The sequence below is a fragment of the Ruminococcus champanellensis 18P13 = JCM 17042 genome, assembly GCF_000210095.1.
GTDB classification, from domain to species: Bacteria; Bacillota; Clostridia; order Oscillospirales; family Ruminococcaceae; genus Ruminococcus_F; species Ruminococcus_F champanellensis.
This window is the reverse complement of record NC_021039.1, coordinates 2,182,743-2,199,489: the sequence shown is the minus strand read 5'-3', so window position 1 is coordinate 2,199,489 and position 16,747 is coordinate 2,182,743. Positions and strand designations below refer to the sequence as shown.

Below are 16,747 nucleotides of genomic sequence, written 5' to 3'. Positions count from 1 at the left end.
TTTGTTTGAACCATGCGCTTTTTCTATAGGCAAATACCTTTAGTTGATTTCCCGGATCACCTGTGCGGCATCGCTCTTTTCCAGGCTCCGGAGTGGAACCAGAGTGGACAGCACCGCAAAGACCAATCCAACCCCAAGCGCAATCAGTGCGCCGGGCAATAGAAACCAGATCCACCGTGAGGTGTAGAAGCTGGAATACACCAGGTACAGGCAGATTCCCCCGGCAACCAGGCTGCTGCCAACAGCCGCCTGCACCACATACCGGCAGGCTTCACTGAGCAAAGTCAGCCGTATTTGCTTGGCGGACATGCCCACTGCCCGGAGCATCCCCAACTCGTGCCGTCGGTTCAGAATGGCTGTATTCATAGTGTTCATAATGGTGAACACGCTGATGCCCAGCAGGATCAGCACAAAATGGTAGCACAGTCGGGTGAACAGATCCAACACAAACTGGGTGGTCTCCACTTCCGCCGAGCATTCCCCGTCATACTCGGTTAAAAAGCCCGCCTGCTGCTGTTGGGCAAGCCACTCCTTTGCCTCCTGCTGCTGACCGGGAGCATAGTTCATTGTGTAGTGGGTGACATCTCGCTTCCATTCCCCCTGATAATCCCGGAGAAAACAGTATTCCTCAAATCGATTCACGTCCACGATACCATATAGCGTGGGGCTGGAGTTATAGGTGATTTCCCCTATCAGCTCGGAACAGCCTGCACTGTCAAAGACACCGGAAATGGTAACTGCTTCCAAGATCGGTTCAAATTCTCCATCCGGCTTCTCCGGATCCTTTGGGATCTTATTTACCAACAGCGTTGCCTGGATCGGCTCAGCGGAGGGTTTCAAAAGCTCCACCTCCCTGTGATATCCGGCAGATAAACCCGAATCCCGTTCTACATACACCAGCGCGGTACTTCCCAGATACAAGCCGCCGCTGCTGCAAAAATCTGCGTAACTCAGACCCACGACCTTCTGATACTTTGCTTCATATTCCGTCTGATCCACGGGCTGGAAGAACACCCCCAGCTCCGTAGCATCATATACATCCGGATACTCCGCATGGTTTTCTCCGAGTCGGCTCTCGGCAAGTCCGGACAAATCCACATTCAATGTCACCCTATCAGAAACATAACAATCCGTAAACATACCACTTTTCCGGATTTGGGCAAGCCCCTCTGCAGCGGTATACCGCTCCGCACTGACAGACGCTCTGACATCATATATACCTGCCATTTGCACACGCAGGATATACTGAATCGTCCGGTTCAGCCCGTAGCAGGTCATAAACATAACCATGCCCATAGCAACGGAGAACATGGTGATCCGGTAACGCTTCTTGTTGCGCTTCTGGTTCAGTCGGGCAAAATACAGGGCAAAGCCAAACCGATGCCGGGTTCTGCATACTTTGTGCCGGATCTTTTTCTCCTTCTTGGGTTTGCCGAATTGAGCCGCCTGCATGGGATCCACCTTTGCCGCCCACATGGCAGAGGTGTACGCCGAGATCAGAATGGACCACAGGGCAATCAGCACGGTAAGCAGCATAACGGGCGCATACAGGTGAAACTGCACACAGGACAAGTATTCCACCGCTGTTTCAGAGCCAAGATTTTTCACGCTGGCACAGAAATGTTCCAGATCTCCGTACCCCAGCAGGCAGGCACCTCCCATGCCGAAAGGGATGGCTACTATAGCATACAGAATCCCCTCCAGCATGACCATGACGGCAATCTGCCACCGGGATGCACCCACTGTCCGCAAAATCGCAAACTGCCGCACCCGTTCCTGTGTGGACATTTCAAAGGCGTTGTCGATGACAAGGCGGATAAAGAAAAACAGGAAGATGCCCAGCAGGAATACAAGACCGAAAATTCCAGCAAATTTCATCATAGCGTCATCCCCACGCAGTTCCATGGTCAGCAGTTCCTCGTTCTGGGTCAGTTGGTCTTCGGCATCCAGAATGCTACCCAGTCCCACCTCTTTCATCAGTGAATCGAGGGTGGACGTATAATCCACTCCATCCCGGATCCGGCAGTAGGCAACCGCCGGCGTGGCGCTTTGCAGGGCGCTCAGCTGCGTGTCAGAAGTATGTATAACAGCAGACATACCATACTCCCCAAAGCCCACTACCCGATAAGTTGCCTCCACAGATGCACCGGTCTGCAACATTTCCTGGTCCTCTGTCATGCTGCCGGAATAGGCAGTGGTTCCGTTCTGTATGGTAATGTGGATCGTATCCCCGATCTGATACCCCTTGCCCTTGACCTGGGATTCCGCTCCGATCATCTTCAGCCAGGAATCATACCGCCCCTCCCGCATGTCCAGGGGCAGGACGATTTCCCCTGCCTGTTCCGGCATACGGCCGATGGGAGAACGGGGAAAGATGCTCCGATCCTGACCGAGCAATTGCATCAGATTTGCATCGTAATTGAGAAAGTCGGAGGAATGGCTGTTGACGGTTGTGCAGCTATAATCATCCAGCGTAATGCGCCAGCAATTCAAACGGGTGCCAGGCTCTGCGTTATACAGCGTATTATAGTTCATGGGCAACGTCTGGTCGTATGCAAAAATCTCCGGACTGTAGAAATAGATCTCCCCATATTGTTCAATGACATCGTGATGCCGGAGAACATCAAAGCCCTCCGGCGTGATCTGTTTGCCATCCGGTGCGGATGCATTCACCTGAAAGTGGTAGCTGCCGTACACTACCCGGTAAAGATTCCGGACACTGTACAAGGCGGAGCTGCCGAATACACCGCAGATTCCCACCACGAACACCGCCAGCGTCAGGCATGCCGCCGTCAGAAAGGTGCGCAGCTTTTGTTCCCGCAAAAACCGCCAGGACATTTTCAGTAAGTATTTCATACGCCCTCCTCTGCACCGTCCCACAGCCTGCCGTCCAGCATATGCAGCACCCGGTCAGCATGGGCTGCCACATGCCCGTCATGGGTAATCAGCAGCAGGGTCTGGTTATACTTCCGCACAGAATTCTGCAAAAGGGTCACAATCTCCCGGCTGTTCCGGCTGTCCAGGTTTCCGGTCGGCTCATCCGCCAGCAGCAGCTTGGGCTTTGCAATCAAGGCTCTGCCAATGGCAACACGCTGCTGCTGACCGCCGGACAGCTGATGGGGATAATAATCCCGTCGATCCGTCAGCCCCAGAATCTCCAGCAGCTCAGACAAATAGTCCTGATCCACCTCCTGGTTATCCAGACTCATGGGCAGGGCAATATTCTCCGCCACATTCAGCACCGGGATCAGATTGTAGGATTGGAATATGAATCCCACATTCCGGCGCCGGTATGCGGAAAGCTGTGCATCCGACTGACCGGCAAGGCTTTGTCCCCCAATGATGATCTCACCGGAGGTGGGCGTATCCAGCGCCCCCAGCAGGTTCAGCAGAGTGGTTTTACCGCTTCCGCTTTCCCCCACCAACGCAACAAATTCTCCCGGCTCAATCTGCATGGTCACATCGTCCACCGCCCGGACAGTGGTTTCTCCCCGTCCATACACCTTTACAAGATTTTTGGTTTCTACAACGTATGTATGATCCATCAGAATCCCCTCCTTTCCTATAGTCTAGCACGCCAATCTTACGATAAAGTGACAAAAATCGAAATGGCAGAAAAAATGCCCGCATTTGCGGGCGCAGATTATACTTCTGAAACAGCTTTTCGGATAATGGTATGGGGCGGCACCTGGGTAGGACAGGCAAAGGACAGCTGCATCATGGCATGATTGGCTGTTTCAATGGAAGTTCCCTCTCCGTCCCGCAGATCCGTGATCTCCAATGCAAAGGGCTTTTGTCCGGGCGCCAGAATCTCTACCCGATCTCCGGCAAAGAACCGGTTCCGCTGGGTTGCATAGCACCTGCCATCCTCCCAGCGATCCACGCACGCTACCACGTCATAATTGCGGATGTAACCGCCGGTTTCGTAATACTGACAGTCTTGGGGATGCCCAAAGAAAAAACCGGTGCAGTACTGCCGATGGCTGACCTTATAGACCTCCTCCAGAAGCCAGTCCGGTATCTGAAACCGGGCAGGATCCTGTAAATACAGATCCATCGCCTGCCGGTATGCATTGGTAACAACGGACACATAGTAAGAGGACTTGGCTCTGCCCTCGATTTTCAGGCTGTCTACCCCAGCCTCCACTACCTTGTCCAGATAAGGCAGCATGCAAAGATCCTTTGCATTGAGAATGTAAGAGCCTTGCTCATCCTCAAATACCGGGAAGAACTGTCCCGGACGCTTTTCTTCCATCAGATGATAGCTCCAGCGACAGGGTTGGGAGCATGCTCCCCGGTTAGCATCCCGGTTGGTCAGATAGCTGGACAGCAGGCAGCGCCCGGAAAAGGACATACACATAGCGCCGTGTACAAAGGCTTCGATCTCCAGCTCCCTGGGGGTCTTTGCCCGGATCTCGGCGATCTCATCCAGAGACAGCTCCCGGGCAAGCACCACCCGGCTGGCACCCATCTGGTATAGCTGATTGGCGGCTGCATAATTGACGATTCCGGTCTGGGTGGACATGTGAATGGGCATATCCGGCGCATACTGCCGCACCAGGGCAAGCAGACCCAGATCCGCCACAATCAACGCATCCACCTGGCATGCCACTGCCTGCTCCAGAAAGCCCTCAAACAAAGGAATCTCCTGATTTCTCGGCAGAGTATTACAGGTCAGATATATTCGCTTCCCTCGCTGATGGGCAAGCCGTGTGGCCTTCTCCAGAAGCTCCGGAGTGAATTTGGCAGAGGCTGCACGCATGCCAAACTGGGTGCCTCCCAGATAGACTGCATCCGCACCAAAATCCAGCGCAGCCTCAAACCGTTCCCAATCCCCCGCCGGTGCCAGGATCTCCGGTTGGGTCAGCTTATTCTGCATCATCGTCCTCATCCGGTCTCTCCTGTCCCGCCTCAGCGTCCAGATTATCGCTGGGCTTTGTGTGATTTCTGATGGCTTCCAGATTTGCCTCATGCTCCGCATCGGTCTTTGCGTAATAGATTTCGCCGGTTTCCGTATCCGCACAGAAGTAATAGAATGCACTGTCCGTCGGATCCAGTGCCGCTTCAATGGCATCCCGGCCCGGATTGCAAATGGCACCTGCGGGCAGACCGATACATTTATAAGTATCGTATGCCTCATAGATGGCATCATTGGCAACAGAAATGTTGGGCTTGATCACATCCTCCACATACTTGCTGGTAGGATCGGACTGGAGCCGCGGGAAGGTTTCTGCATCATTCAGACGGTTCCAGAACACAGAGGAAACCAGCTTCATAGAAGAAACACTGGAAGCCTCCCGCTGGATCATGGACGCCAGAGTCATCAGCTCATCCAGAGAAATGTCCAACTCCTCCATACGCTCGTAATAGGTCATATCCAGATCCTCCAGCTTGCCCTCTGAAATGATCTCATTGGTACGCATAAAGATCTTCTGACATACAAGCTCCGGATCCATGCCCACATAGAACTCATAGGTATCCGGGAACAGATACCCCTCGTGCTGATAGAATTTCAGATCGCTGGACTTGGGCATCTTTTTGAAAATATCGTAGTTGTAATCCGCAATGTTGAAGAAGTAAATGAACCGGCTGGCTTCGCAGACCTTGTTTTCTTCCAGAAGCTTTGCCGCATCCAGCATGGTAATACCCTCCGGGAAGGTGACTCGGACGGTTTCCGCCTTCACCGGCTTGGTCAGAGTGGAGGTCAGGGTCTCATAGGACATGCTGGCACTGACCACATGCTCCCCGGCAACATACTTGCCGTCCGAGCCGTTCAGCTTGGATACCAGCCGATACATTCTCGGGATCCGGATAATATCCTCCTCGTACAGCATCTGGGCAATCTGATCGGTGGTGGCATTTTCCGGCACATTGATGATCTTTTCCGTCGTATCCTTGTCCACTGCGTACATATCCTTGCCGATGGCAAGCAGTCCAACGGAAAGCACCACAGAAATGGCGACTACGATCGTTGTCCACACCAGTACAAAGGGCAGATTTGTCCGCCGCCGCTTTTTCCCCTGTGCATGCTCCCTGCCATGTTTTGCGGAAGGGTGCGACTGTTTAGGCTGCTTCCCCTTTGCGCTGTTTGCAGCAGGACGCTTTCGGGGATGCTCCGGTGCATGCTTTTCCTGCTTCGCTCCGGCATGCTCCTCCTGAACATGTTTCACAGACTGAAAGGACTGGGTCTTTTCCATATCAGATTCCGGCTCCGGCTCAGGATCCGAAACAGGCTCTGCCGGGCATTCCCCCGGCTCCTCCGGGACAGGTGGCTGATCCGGTTCCGCAGGCGCATGCTCCTCTGTTTCCCGCAGCAGTTCTTCCAACAATGCGTCTGTATCAGATTGATTCCGATGCTCCTCCATTACAAACCTCCAACGTCGTTTCTGTAAGTATCATTCCCAGCGGAATGTCATATGCTTCTGTGGGCACTGAGTCTACCAGACCGGCGGTGTAGCAAAGCCCGATGGTCTGAACCAAGGGATGCCGGGCAAGGAACCGATCGTAATATCCGCCCCCGTATCCAAGCCGCATACCCCGGCGATCCACAGCCAGTGCCGGTACAATGCAAAGGGTTCTGCTGTGCCCCATCCATTCTGCATCCGGCTGTGCAGCAGGCTCAAGGATGCCATAGTGGGATACCCTCATTTCCTCAAAGGATGATGCCTGATAAAAGCGCATGGCATGCTGCGCTACCTGACAGCAGGGAAAATAAATCCGCTTTCCAAGTTCCGATGCGACCCGAAGAATCTCCCGGGTGTCCACCTCGATTTCCGTTGCTGCATACAGCAGTAGCTCCTCCGCCTGGAAAAACGCAGGTAATTCCGTCAGTTGCCGGGCGATCCGGGCATCCATCCGGGCTTTCTGTACCGGATCCAGTTGTCGCCGCATTTGCAGCATCCTCTGCCGCAGTTCTCGTTTTGCATCCATCATTCACACAGCATGGAGTCGTGCAGCTTTTTATAAGCCGCATCTCCGCACAGCAGCTGGGTCAGCTTCAGTCCGAACTGCAATGCCACACCGGCGCCCCGGGCGGTAATGATCCTCCCGTCCACGCATACCGGTTCTCCGGTTACGTTGGCACCCTTCAGCTGCGCCTCAAAGCCTTCAAAGCATGTGGCATTCTTCCCATCCAGCATGCCCAGATGCCCCAGAATAGAAGGAGCAGCACAGATGGCGGCGATCCATTTGTCATGGGCTGCACAATAGGCGATGGCTTTCTGTACCTGCTCCGAGTTTTCCAGATTCAGCGTACCCGGCATGCCTCCCGGCAGCACGATCATCTCCAGGCTCTCATCCAGTGTAATCTCCTGCTCTGTCAGATCCGGGATCACATGCATACCGTGTGAGCTGCGGATTGCCGCACCGCCCACTGCTACGGTCACAACCTGCTTGCCTGCACGGCGCAGACAGTCGATAGGCGCCATAGCCTCCATTTCCTCAAAGCCGTTTGCAAGAAATACATAGATCATAATGATTTTCCTTCTTTCTGAAAGTCCGTCTGGACAAGCTGATATTTCTCCAGCAGCATCACCGGGTGATAGGAGAGCTTGGACTTACGCAGTCCCGGCAGCCCCATATCTTCCTCCCGGTTCACAAATGCAATTGCCGGATCCTCCACATGGTTGACAAAATAGTAATTGATCGCCGGGTACACCCCTTCGTAGGCAATGTCCCCCTTTTCAATGTGGACACACAGGGTGTTGCTGTTGATCCGCTCCCCTACTGTAAAGGCAACCAGCTTTCCATCCACCCGGAGCGTACCACCCATCAGACCAAGCGCACGGAAATTCATGAAAAAGGTGTGGATGGCAAGCTGCTCCACCTGCCCGGTATATTCAGCAATCCCGTTCTTTTGCAGGTAGCATTCGGCACTAAGCCGGATGCAGTCCTCATAATCCGCTTCTGTCAAAGGCGCATAGGTAAAGGGGTACGCCTGAAACTTCTTCAGATGGTTCCGCTTTTGGTGGTATTTTCTGCCTGCCAGCGTGCGAAGATCCTCCAGCCGGTAAATATAATCGAAATCATCCCGGTCAGCCGTTACGGAAAAGCGTCCGGGAAACTGCTGCTGTACAAATGCGGCAGCCTGGGCGGATGCGCCGAACAGAATCAAGGGTCTGCCCCGCAGATTGGCATAGTCCATCAGCGTTCGCAACACCGCCGCAAGATCCCCTTTACCAGCCGGGAACAAGAAGGAGATCCGCTCCGCTGTTTTCTGCTTGTTCAGATAAAAGCCGCCCCAGGAGCATACCTCACTGTTTCCAAGCCGCTGCCACGCCAGATTATTGGCAAAGCTGTAGCTGCCGCCCATATTGTCCGATGCCGCCAGCAGCGGATCGATCCATTTTTTATCCTCCAGTTGAATCGGATGAAACTGTAACATCTGTTTGTTCACAAACCACCTTCCAGACCCGGTCTCCGATTTCCTCCACTGTCAGAGGCTGTGCATCCCGGCTACAGGGGATCACCTGCCAGCCCTGCTGTTGCGCCGCATACAGTGCCGCATCCCGGCACCGCTCCATATATGCCACATCGGATTCGTGAATGTCCTTCTTTGTTTCGTCTCCCCCGTATCTGTCACACAACAGCTTCTGTGCTGCCGACACCGGCATATCCAGAAACAGAACCAGATCCGGCCGGGGCAGCTCCAGCTTATCGTACTCGTAAGCTGACAGCCATTCCAGATAGTCATCCCATTCCTGCCGGGGCAGCTTACTCATCTGATGAATGGCGTTGGAGGTCACATACCGGCTTGCGAGAATGGTTGTACCCTGCTGATAGGGCTGCTCCCAACAGCGCTTATAACTGGCGTACCGATCCACCGCATAAAAGCTGGATGCTGCATAAGCGTTTACATCTCCGGCATGGGGACTGATCTCTCCGTTTAAATACAGCTTGACCAACGCAGAGGAGGGATGGTCATAATCCGGAAAGCTGATGGGCAGCACCGGAATCCCCGCCTGTTCCATGCGCTGGGAAAGCAATTGAAACTGTGTGGACTTTCCACAGCCATCCAGACCGTCCAGCACGATCAATTTGCCCGGCTTATGCATGACGCAGTTCCTCCACCTGGCGGCGGACTTCCTCCGCTGCGCCGCAGCTCATTTTCCCCTCCGGACAAGCGCCGGAGCAGCATGCAGGGCCTGCATTTGCAAACAGCACCGGAGCCGCTTCACAGCACAGCCGGAGCATTTCCATGGCAAGCGCCCGGATCTCCCACTGGGCACGGCGGCAGCAGCGAAGCCGGAAAAAGTGATACAGACTCCGGGCATTCATGGTCACCACCATCTTGGTTTCACAGGCATTGGGCAGCACGAACCGTGCGTCCTCAATGGCACGTTTTTCTGCCTTGGAGCGTGCCGCCTTTTCGTTCATACCAGCCTGTAAATGTGCCTGCATATATCGCTGCTCCAGCTGATCAGCCAGCTGATTGTATGCGGCAAACGCATGAGTCATAGCTTCCTCAAACACCGCCTGTGTTCCTGCATCCTCTGCAATGGCAGGAGGTGTAATGTACACAAAATTGGACTTTTTCACATACCGCTGACTCTGGACGGAAAAGGATGCGATCCGATGCCGGGTGATCTGCGCCAGAAGACTGCGGGATACCCCCTCGATAGCAAAAGTAAAGGAAGCATGCTCAATGGGGGACTCGTGTCCAATGTTGGTGAGCATCTCCATAAAGTGATTGGTTTTTTCCTGATCCAGACCCTCCAGCAGGTCTGCTGCACTGCTGTCCGAATAGCACAGCTTTGCAGCTGCGGCAATCATTCTTTCCGGTGTCGGCGTGTAGCCGATCAATGTAACTTGCATTTATCTGCCGCCCTTCTATTAATATACATACACTTATATTATACCCCGTCACAGGCGCATAGTCAATACAAACAAAGAAAAAAGCCGCATGCATTTTGCAGGATTACATTATAATAGAAGTGAACCATAGTCAATAGTATGGAAAGAGAAAAGCGAAAAGAATCAAGGCAGTAAAGATCCGGGTTTGTCAATGTGTAATGATGCTTGACAAATGCAGCAGAATGTAGTATCATTATCAGTAATAGCCGCATAGAATTTGCGGCACAAACGCAGTGAAGGGAATCCGGTTCTGTGTCCGATGCAGCAGAGAACTGCCGGTTGGTGCAAGGCAGCGCAGCAGCAGAATCATCTCATCCCGGAGCGGGACGCTGAAGCAGTGGTGAGTAGGCGTTTCCGGGTGCTCCCGTTACAGAGCAGAAAGCGGGCGGCAATGCCGTCAAAAAGAGTGGTACCGTGGAGCAGCGCTTCACCTCTTTTATCAGAGGCGGAGTGCTTTTTTATTTCCCCGGATCACGCCAAATGGAGGACATATGAAACACAGCAGCAAGTATACCCGCCAGTTCTTCCCCGCACCGGAGGGGGAGTTCCAGTGGCTCAGAAAAACCTATATTGATCATCCCCCGGTGTGGTGCAGTGTGGATCTGCGGGACGGGAACCAGGCGCTGGTCACCCCTATGAATCTGAAGGACAAGCTGACATTCTTTCAGATGCTGGTACAGGCTGGGTTCCGGGAGATCGAGATCGGCTTTCCGGCAGCCTCCGAAACAGAATATGCCTTTTGCCGGACGCTGATCGAGGAGCATCTGATTCCGGAGGATGTGACCATCCAGGTGCTGACCCAGTCCCGGGAGCATATCATTGCCAGAACTTTTGAAGCCATCCAAGGGGCACCCCATGCCATTGTGCATTTGTACAATTCCACCTCTGTTGCCCAGCGTACCCAGGTATTCCACAAGGATAAGCCGGAGATTATTGCTCTGGCAGTGGAGGGAGCAATGCTTTGCAGGGAATACCGGGACAAATGCAGCAGCGATATCCGGTTGGAGTACTCTCCGGAGAGTTTTACCGGCACGGAAATGGACTTTGCTCTGGAGATCTGCAATGCGGTGTTGGATGTGTGGCAGCAGGATTGCAACCAGCCGGTTATTATCAATCTGCCGGATACGGTGTCCTGTGCGATGCCCCATGTATATGCCAATCAGGTGGCGTATCTGTCCAGGCATCTCCACAACCGGGAGCGGGTGATCTTGTCGGTGCATCCCCACAACGACCGGGGCTGTGCAGTGGCAGAAAGCGAGCTTGCTCTGCTGGCTGGCGCAGACCGGGTGGAGGGTACCCTGTTTGGGAACGGAGAGCGTACCGGCAATGCGGATATCGTGACCATTGCCCTGAATATGTACGCACAGGGAGTGGATCCGGGACTGGATTTTCATGATCTGCCGGAAATGACCCGGATCTATGAGCATGCCACTGGTATGCACATTAACGAACGGCAGCCCTACAGCGGCTCCCTGGTGTTTGCGGCGTTCAGCGGCTCCCACCAGGATGCCATTGCCAAGGGGATGAAATGGCGGGAGAGTCATCCGGACAGCACCTGGAATGTGCCCTATCTGCCCATTGACCCCCTGGATATCGGCAGAACCTACGACGGAGACGTGATACGCATCAACAGCCAGTCCGGCAAAGGAGGCATTGGCTACCTGCTGGAACATTACTATGGCATCAAGCTGCCGGATGGTATGCGTGAGGGCTTTGGCTATCATGTCAAGAGTATTTCTGATCGTGCCCACAAGGAGCTGTTGCCGGAGGAGGTTTACCGGATCTTCCAGGATACCTATGTGAATCTGTCCAGTCCCATTGCACTGCCTGCCATTCATTACGCCCAGAAGGATGGCATTGACGCCATTGTGACCATCCAGTCCGGTACAGGCATAGAAACCGTCGCTGCCAGCGGAAACGGTCGTCTGGATGCGGTGAGCAATGCGGTCAGGAATGCGCTGAATCTGGATTATACTCTGAAAAGCTACACAGAGCATGCGCTGGAGGTCAGCTCTAAATCCAAGGCGGTGTCCTATGTATCCTTGCAGGACAGAAAGGGACAGCTGTTCTGGGGCGTGGGGATTCACACGGATATTATCGTTTCTTCCACCAATGCACTGCTTAGCGCTGTGAACCGGATGATTCTGAAAACTGTGTGATAATGCAAAATACACTTGACAAAGCCATTCACACATGTGTATAATAAAGAGAGAAATTTTTTAAAGGAGCGGGACAATGAAAAGCTATCGTAAAAAGGTTCTGGCACTGGCTCTGGTTGGTGCTCTGGCATTTGCATTTGCCGGCTGTAACAAATCCGGCGGGAAGACAGAAAGTCTGACGGAATCGGAACTGAGTGCCATTCTGCAGCCCGGTTTGCAGATCACTCTGATCGACGATTCCAAGGGTTCCTCCACCGGAACCACCACCGCTGCACCCAGCGGCAACACCGACACCACAGTTACCACAGTGACCGATGCCAACGGCAATGTGTTTGCTGTTACCACGGATGCCAATGGCAATGTGGCAACAGTTCCCTATGTGCCGCCGGCTACAACTGCTGCACAGACCAATCCGGGTAATCCGGCACAGAGTGATCCGAATCCGGCAGTGACCACTACACAGAGCGGTTCTTCCACCAATACACCCAAGCTGGAGACCAGACAGGCATTGTGGATGGATCTGACCAAGCAGGGGGATTTCACCTTCAATGGTCAGTTTTTGACCTTCCGGTTCAAGATCAAAGAAGGTGCCCAGGCAGGCAATTATCCCATCAGCATCACCCACACCGACTTCTGTACCTATGATGCAGTGACCATTAAGGATATCAAAACTGCCAAGGGATATGTTGGTGTAAACGCCGGCGCACAGAAGGATCAAGCTCCGGACACAAGTTCTTTCCTGATTACCTGCAATTCCGTGGAAGGCAAGCCCGGTGATACAGTGGATGTGACCTTCAGCATCAGCAACAATTCCGGCTTTGCCGCATTCGACTTCCAGTTCCAGTACGATGCTGCCGTGCTTGAATATGTGGATGGCGGTGCAGCAAAGGAATTCGCAACTTCAGCAAATATCGGTATGTATCCGTGATCTGATACAAACAAAAGCCACTTTTGACCATTGCGTCAAGAGTGGCTTTGCTTTTTCAGGAGGAATCTGCAATGAAAACCAGAAGCATTTTAGTTGTAAACGATGATGGCATACAGGCGGAGGGCATTCTCCGGCTAGCACAGGCTGCAAGGCCCTATGGAGAGGTGTGGGTAGTGGCACCGGACAGTCAGCGCAGCGGCATGTCCCACAGCATTCACTATCTGAATTCGGTTGAGGTTTGGCGGCAGGATGCTTTTCCAGCTGATGTACGGGCTTTTGCGTGCAGCGGCACTCCGGTGGACTGTGTCCGGGTGGGCATCAAGCTGATGGGCAGGAAGCCGGATGTGGTGCTTTCCGGCATCAACAACGGGTACAACATTGCGTCAGACATTCAGTATTCCGCTACCGTGGGCGCAGCGCTGGAGGCTGCATTCTGGGGCATTCACGCCATTGCCCTTTCGCAGGATTCCCCGCAGTGTCCTGTAACGGACAAGTATCTGCCGCAGCTGCTGGAGGAGTACATAGACAAGAAGCTGACGGATTCTCAAATCTGGAACATTAACTTTCCCGGCTGTCCTCTGGAGGCATGCAGGGGCGTTATGCATGGATGCACTGTTTCAAAGGATTCGTTTTATGCGGATGACTACAGCGCAGAGGAACTGGATCCGGATCATATGCGGTTCCGGGTGATTCCCGGGCGCAATTGGCAGGGCAGTGAGGGTACGGATCTGTTTGCCATCTGTCATCAGTACGTATCCGTTGGCATTGTAAACAATGTGGGATAAAAAGACCCCTGGGCATGCAAAGCACACCCAGGGAATTTTTATACTTCCTTGGTCATCTGCACATAGGGCAGCTTTTGATAGCCCTGCTTGCTGTACAGATGGATTGCATGTTGGTTTTCATCCTCCGCTTCCAGTCGGAATCGAACCGCCCTGCCCCGGTACTGCTCCTCCAGATGCTCCAGAAATGCTTTCCCGATGCCACGCCCCTGGAAGGCAGGCTTGATGTAGATATCTTCCACCCAAATGCAAAGCCCGCCGTATTCCGTGGAATAGCTTTTTGCCGTCATGGCATAGCCGGCGATCTGCCCATCTTCCTCAAAGATATAGCCTTCAATAAACGGGCACTCCCCTACGCAGTCTGCAATATCCTGAAGCAGGATGGTGTTCGGTGCCTTATGCAGCACAGCCGGTGAATCGTAAAACACACGCATCATGCAAAGCACCTGATCCGTATCCTGTATTGTCATTGCGCGAATATTCATGTTGCCCTCCAAAAAGCGCCCGGATATTTCCTCCGGGCGTGGTATTATGCACTTTCAAATTTTTTCAGGAAAGCCTGGGTACGCTCGTTGCTGGGATTATCGATCACATCCTCTGGCTTGCCTTCTTCTACGATGATTCCATCTGCCATGAAGATGACCCGATCCGCCACACTCCTGGCAAATTCAATCTCATGGGTCACGATCACCATGGTCATATTTTCCGCCGCCAGGTTCCGGATAACACGGAGGATTTCCATGGTCAGCTCCGGATCCAGCGCACTGGTAGGCTCGTCAAAGAACAAGATATTGGAATTCATGGCAAGCGCACGGGCAATGGATACCCGTTGCTGCTGTCCGCCGGACAACTGGCAGGGGTAATAGTCCCCCTTATCCGACAGCCCCATTTTCTCCAGCAAGGCCTTCCCCCGCTCCAGAGCCTCCGGCTTTTTCATATGCTGCACCACCATCAGCGGATTGATGATATTTTCCATGACGCTGTAGTGGGGAAACAGATTGAAGTTCTGGAACACCAGTCCGAACTGGGCATACAGCTTGTGCCGCTCTTTCCGGGATACATAAACGGATTTTCCGTTTTCGTCCTTGGCTGCGAACCGGGAGCCATAGCATAGGGAACCGCCGTCCAGTTCCTCCAGCATGGTTGCACAACGCAGGAAGGTGGACTTTCCGGAACCGGAGGGTCCCAGAATGGCAACTACCTCCCCTTGTTCTACGGACACACTGATATCCTTGAGCACTTCCAGATCACCGAAGGATTTTCTGGCATGCTTGATTTCAAAAACGCTCATGATAACATCCTTTCGGTCAGCGGTAATAGCTCAGCTTCTGTTCCACTTTGCGCATGATTCCTGCCACCAGCAGGTTGAATACATAGTAGAACACGCCGGCTGCAGCAAATGCAGTCATGGTCTTGTCTGCTGCGGCAATGGCCTTTGCAGTGGTGAACATTTCCGGCACAGCCAAGGCAAAGGACAGGGATGTATCCTTGATGAGTGTAATGATCTCATTGGTCAGAGCGGGGATGATCCGCTTGATAACCTGGGGCATGATGATCCTGCCAAAGCACTGGGCACGGCTGTAACCAAGTACCTTTGCTGCTTCATACTGTCCCACCGGAATGGACTGGATGCCGCCACGGTAGATTTCCGCAAAATAAGCCGCATAGTTCAGCACAAAGCCGATGATGACTGCAATAAACCGATATTCGTTGGTGATCCGGATGCCGAAAATAAAATAAGGTCCGTAGTACACCACCAGCAGTTGAAGCATCAGTGGCGTACCCCGCATCACAGAGATGTAAAACTGGGTCAAAAACCGGAGTACCCGGAACTTTGCCATTCTGCCGAAAGAGATCAGCAGTCCCAGAGGCAGTGCCAGCAGCAGGGTCAACAGAAAGATCTCTGATGAGGTGACCATGCCGGACAGCAGCTCCAGCAAAATTTTTTGTAATGACATGATGTTACCCTGTTAGTTGGAATCAGATGCAGATGTATTGGCGTTCTTTGCTGCTGCCAATGTGCAGACATCATAGCCGAACCACTTTTCGGAGATCTTCTTAAAGGTACCGTCCGCAGCCATTTCGTCCAGTGCCTTCTGCACCTTATCCCGCATTTCAGTATTGCCCTTGTAGAAGCCAACAGCATACTGCTCCTTGACAATGGGTTCGTCCAGAATGATAAACTTGGATTCCTTGCCTTCAATCTGGTACTTCGCCACACCGATATCCATTGCAACAGCGTCAACGGCACCTGCCTCCAGATCCATGAAAGCGGTGTTGTACTGGGCGCAGGTCAACAGTTCCTTGAAGCTTGCCTTCAGATCCTTGAAATCGTCGCCGTTCAATGCGTTCAGCGCTGCGGAATCGGTCTGTGCGGTCACGATCTTGCCTGCCAGATCAGCCTGGGTCTTGATGCCGGAATCACTCTTTACAACAAATACCTGGGAATTATCCATATAGGATTCTGTCCATGTGTAGTCATTTTCTCTGCCGTTCATGGTGAAACCGTTCCAGATGCAGCTGATGGATCCAGAGGAAAGCTCCAGTTCCTTGGAGTCCCAGTCAATGGGCTGCAGCTTGATTTCCATGTCCATACGCTTTGCAGCTTCCTTGGCAAGCTCCAGATCAAAGCCGGTGAACTCGCCGTTTTCATCCACATAGCCAAAGGGCGGGAAATCCTGGTCAAAGCCAACGGTGAAGGTAGCCTTCTGGTTGGATGCAGCCTTGTCATCGCCGCAGGCGGTCAGACCGGTGCATGCCAGCACGCCGGCGGTCAGAATTGCAAAAATAGACTTGAGTTTCATGTGATCTTCTCCTTATCTGATACGAATAAAATGCCATACTTGTTATTTTATCATAGTACTATAATAAAGTCAATCTTTCCGGCACACTAAGTGAGAAGATTGAGCATTTTCATGGATTCCACTTATGGCAGGCACCCTGTTCTTGTTGGTATTTGACAAGAACACCGACAACTTATCGGTTGGTTCAACAAATTCCAGCCATTTCACCTTGACATGCTTTTT

The 16,747-nt window shown here is 52.9% G+C and carries 16 protein-coding genes and 1 other annotated feature; of the genes, 3 read left to right on the top strand and 13 right to left on the bottom strand.

What is annotated here, in order from left to right; all coding sequences use genetic code 11:
* Positions 1-39: 39 nt before the first annotated feature.
* The 9 genes from RUM_RS10080 to thyX all read right to left on the bottom strand — a co-directional run bounded on the left by RUM_RS10080 (position 40) and on the right by thyX (position 9,813).
* Positions 40-2,856 carry an ABC transporter permease gene (locus tag RUM_RS10080; RefSeq protein WP_015559007.1) on the bottom strand — a complete coding sequence of 939 codons (2,817 nt, stop codon included), beginning with the start codon at positions 2,854-2,856 and terminating at the stop codon, positions 40-42.
* A complete protein-coding gene (locus RUM_RS10075) occupies positions 2,853-3,545 on the bottom strand; it encodes an ABC transporter ATP-binding protein (RefSeq protein WP_015559006.1) in 693 nt (230 codons plus the stop codon). Before RUM_RS10075 ends, RUM_RS10080 begins: the two co-directional genes overlap by 4 nt.
* Positions 3,546-3,643: 98 nt before the next feature.
* Positions 3,644-4,882 (bottom strand): peptidase U32 family protein, encoded by a 1,239-nt coding sequence (locus tag RUM_RS10070; RefSeq protein WP_015559005.1) that lies wholly within the window; start codon positions 4,880-4,882, stop codon positions 3,644-3,646.
* Positions 4,869-6,365, bottom strand: a complete 1,497-nt coding sequence (gene mltG / locus RUM_RS10065; protein WP_015559004.1) for an endolytic transglycosylase MltG — start codon at positions 6,363-6,365, stop codon at positions 4,869-4,871. The genes RUM_RS10070 and mltG overlap by 14 nt, the downstream gene beginning before the upstream one ends.
* Positions 6,340-6,930: a 5-formyltetrahydrofolate cyclo-ligase gene (locus RUM_RS10060; protein ID WP_276694912.1), complete on the bottom strand. Its 591-nt coding sequence runs from the start codon at positions 6,928-6,930 to the stop codon at positions 6,340-6,342. Before RUM_RS10060 ends, mltG begins: the two co-directional genes overlap by 26 nt.
* A complete protein-coding gene (locus RUM_RS10055; protein WP_015559002.1) occupies positions 6,930-7,472 on the bottom strand; it encodes a DJ-1 family glyoxalase III in 543 nt (180 codons plus the stop codon). The genes RUM_RS10060 and RUM_RS10055 overlap by 1 nt, the downstream gene beginning before the upstream one ends.
* Entirely contained in the window at positions 7,469-8,395 is a 927-nt protein-coding gene (locus tag RUM_RS10050) for a DUF2156 domain-containing protein (protein WP_147645609.1), read from the bottom strand. The genes RUM_RS10055 and RUM_RS10050 overlap by 4 nt, the downstream gene beginning before the upstream one ends.
* Positions 8,349-9,053, bottom strand: coding sequence for a dTMP kinase (locus RUM_RS10045; protein ID WP_015559000.1), 705 nt, complete (start codon positions 9,051-9,053; stop codon positions 8,349-8,351). The genes RUM_RS10050 and RUM_RS10045 overlap by 47 nt, the downstream gene beginning before the upstream one ends.
* Positions 9,046-9,813, bottom strand: a complete 768-nt coding sequence (thyX, locus tag RUM_RS10040) for an FAD-dependent thymidylate synthase (RefSeq protein WP_015558999.1) — start codon at positions 9,811-9,813, stop codon at positions 9,046-9,048. Before thyX ends, RUM_RS10045 begins: the two co-directional genes overlap by 8 nt.
* Positions 9,814-10,076: 263 nt before the next feature.
* Positions 10,077-10,290 (top strand) — a binding site (T-box leader).
* Positions 10,291-10,343: 53 nt separating this feature from the next.
* On the opposite strand from thyX, the gene RUM_RS10035 reads away from it, so the two are divergent.
* The 3 genes from RUM_RS10035 to surE all read left to right on the top strand — a co-directional run bounded on the left by RUM_RS10035 (position 10,344) and on the right by surE (position 13,724).
* Positions 10,344-12,011 (top strand): 2-isopropylmalate synthase, encoded by a 1,668-nt coding sequence (locus RUM_RS10035; RefSeq protein ID WP_015558997.1) that lies wholly within the window; start codon positions 10,344-10,346, stop codon positions 12,009-12,011.
* Between the two features lie 76 nt (positions 12,012-12,087).
* Positions 12,088-12,939: a cohesin domain-containing protein gene (locus RUM_RS10030; protein ID WP_015558996.1), complete on the top strand. Its 852-nt coding sequence runs from the start codon at positions 12,088-12,090 to the stop codon at positions 12,937-12,939.
* Positions 12,940-13,010: 71 nt separating this feature from the next.
* A complete protein-coding gene (gene surE, locus RUM_RS10025; protein ID WP_015558995.1) occupies positions 13,011-13,724 on the top strand; it encodes a 5'/3'-nucleotidase SurE in 714 nt (237 codons plus the stop codon).
* A gap of 38 nt (positions 13,725-13,762) precedes the next feature.
* On the opposite strand, the gene RUM_RS10020 is transcribed toward surE, so the two are convergent.
* Genes RUM_RS10020 through RUM_RS10005 form a run of 4 tightly spaced genes read right to left on the bottom strand, consistent with a single transcriptional unit; the run spans position 13,763 to position 16,525 of the window.
* Positions 13,763-14,206, bottom strand: coding sequence for a GNAT family N-acetyltransferase (locus tag RUM_RS10020; RefSeq protein WP_041326407.1), 444 nt, complete (start codon positions 14,204-14,206; stop codon positions 13,763-13,765).
* 44 nt (positions 14,207-14,250) lie between these two features.
* Positions 14,251-15,012 carry an amino acid ABC transporter ATP-binding protein gene (locus tag RUM_RS10015; RefSeq protein ID WP_015558993.1) on the bottom strand — a complete coding sequence of 254 codons (762 nt, stop codon included), beginning with the start codon at positions 15,010-15,012 and terminating at the stop codon, positions 14,251-14,253.
* 16 nt (positions 15,013-15,028) lie between these two features.
* The gene (locus RUM_RS10010; RefSeq protein ID WP_015558992.1) at positions 15,029-15,679 is read right to left on the bottom strand and encodes an amino acid ABC transporter permease; all 651 of its coding nucleotides are present in this window, start codon (positions 15,677-15,679) and stop codon (positions 15,029-15,031) included.
* 12 nt (positions 15,680-15,691) lie between these two features.
* Positions 15,692-16,525: an amino acid ABC transporter substrate-binding protein gene (locus RUM_RS10005; RefSeq protein WP_015558991.1), complete on the bottom strand. Its 834-nt coding sequence runs from the start codon at positions 16,523-16,525 to the stop codon at positions 15,692-15,694.
* Positions 16,526-16,747: the final 222 nt, after the last annotated feature.

What these genes read in the sequence shown, in the direction of transcription:
- thyX (WP_015558999.1), bottom strand. Translation starts at nt 9,813, where the DNA reads ATGCAAGTTACATTGATCGGCTACACGCCGACACCGGAAAGAATGATT.
- RUM_RS10080 (WP_015559007.1), bottom strand. Translation starts at nt 2,856, where the DNA reads ATGAAATACTTACTGAAAATGTCCTGGCGGTTTTTGCGGGAACAAAAG.
- mltG (WP_015559004.1), bottom strand. Translation starts at nt 6,365, where the DNA reads ATGGAGGAGCATCGGAATCAATCTGATACAGACGCATTGTTGGAAGAA.
- RUM_RS10070 (WP_015559005.1), bottom strand. Translation starts at nt 4,882, where the DNA reads ATGATGCAGAATAAGCTGACCCAACCGGAGATCCTGGCACCGGCGGGG.
- RUM_RS10020 (WP_041326407.1), bottom strand. Translation starts at nt 14,206, where the DNA reads ATGAATATTCGCGCAATGACAATACAGGATACGGATCAGGTGCTTTGC.
- RUM_RS10005 (WP_015558991.1), bottom strand. Translation starts at nt 16,525, where the DNA reads ATGAAACTCAAGTCTATTTTTGCAATTCTGACCGCCGGCGTGCTGGCA.
- RUM_RS10010 (WP_015558992.1), bottom strand. Translation starts at nt 15,679, where the DNA reads ATGTCATTACAAAAAATTTTGCTGGAGCTGCTGTCCGGCATGGTCACC.
- RUM_RS10015 (WP_015558993.1), bottom strand. Translation starts at nt 15,012, where the DNA reads ATGAGCGTTTTTGAAATCAAGCATGCCAGAAAATCCTTCGGTGATCTG.
- RUM_RS10055 (WP_015559002.1), bottom strand. Translation starts at nt 7,472, where the DNA reads ATGATCTATGTATTTCTTGCAAACGGCTTTGAGGAAATGGAGGCTATG.
- surE (WP_015558995.1), top strand. Translation starts at nt 13,011, where the DNA reads ATGAAAACCAGAAGCATTTTAGTTGTAAACGATGATGGCATACAGGCG.
- RUM_RS10030 (WP_015558996.1), top strand. Translation starts at nt 12,088, where the DNA reads ATGAAAAGCTATCGTAAAAAGGTTCTGGCACTGGCTCTGGTTGGTGCT.
- RUM_RS10075 (WP_015559006.1), bottom strand. Translation starts at nt 3,545, where the DNA reads ATGGATCATACATACGTTGTAGAAACCAAAAATCTTGTAAAGGTGTAT.
- RUM_RS10045 (WP_015559000.1), bottom strand. Translation starts at nt 9,053, where the DNA reads ATGCATAAGCCGGGCAAATTGATCGTGCTGGACGGTCTGGATGGCTGT.
- RUM_RS10035 (WP_015558997.1), top strand. Translation starts at nt 10,344, where the DNA reads ATGAAACACAGCAGCAAGTATACCCGCCAGTTCTTCCCCGCACCGGAG.
- RUM_RS10060 (WP_276694912.1), bottom strand. Translation starts at nt 6,930, where the DNA reads ATGGATGCAAAACGAGAACTGCGGCAGAGGATGCTGCAAATGCGGCGA.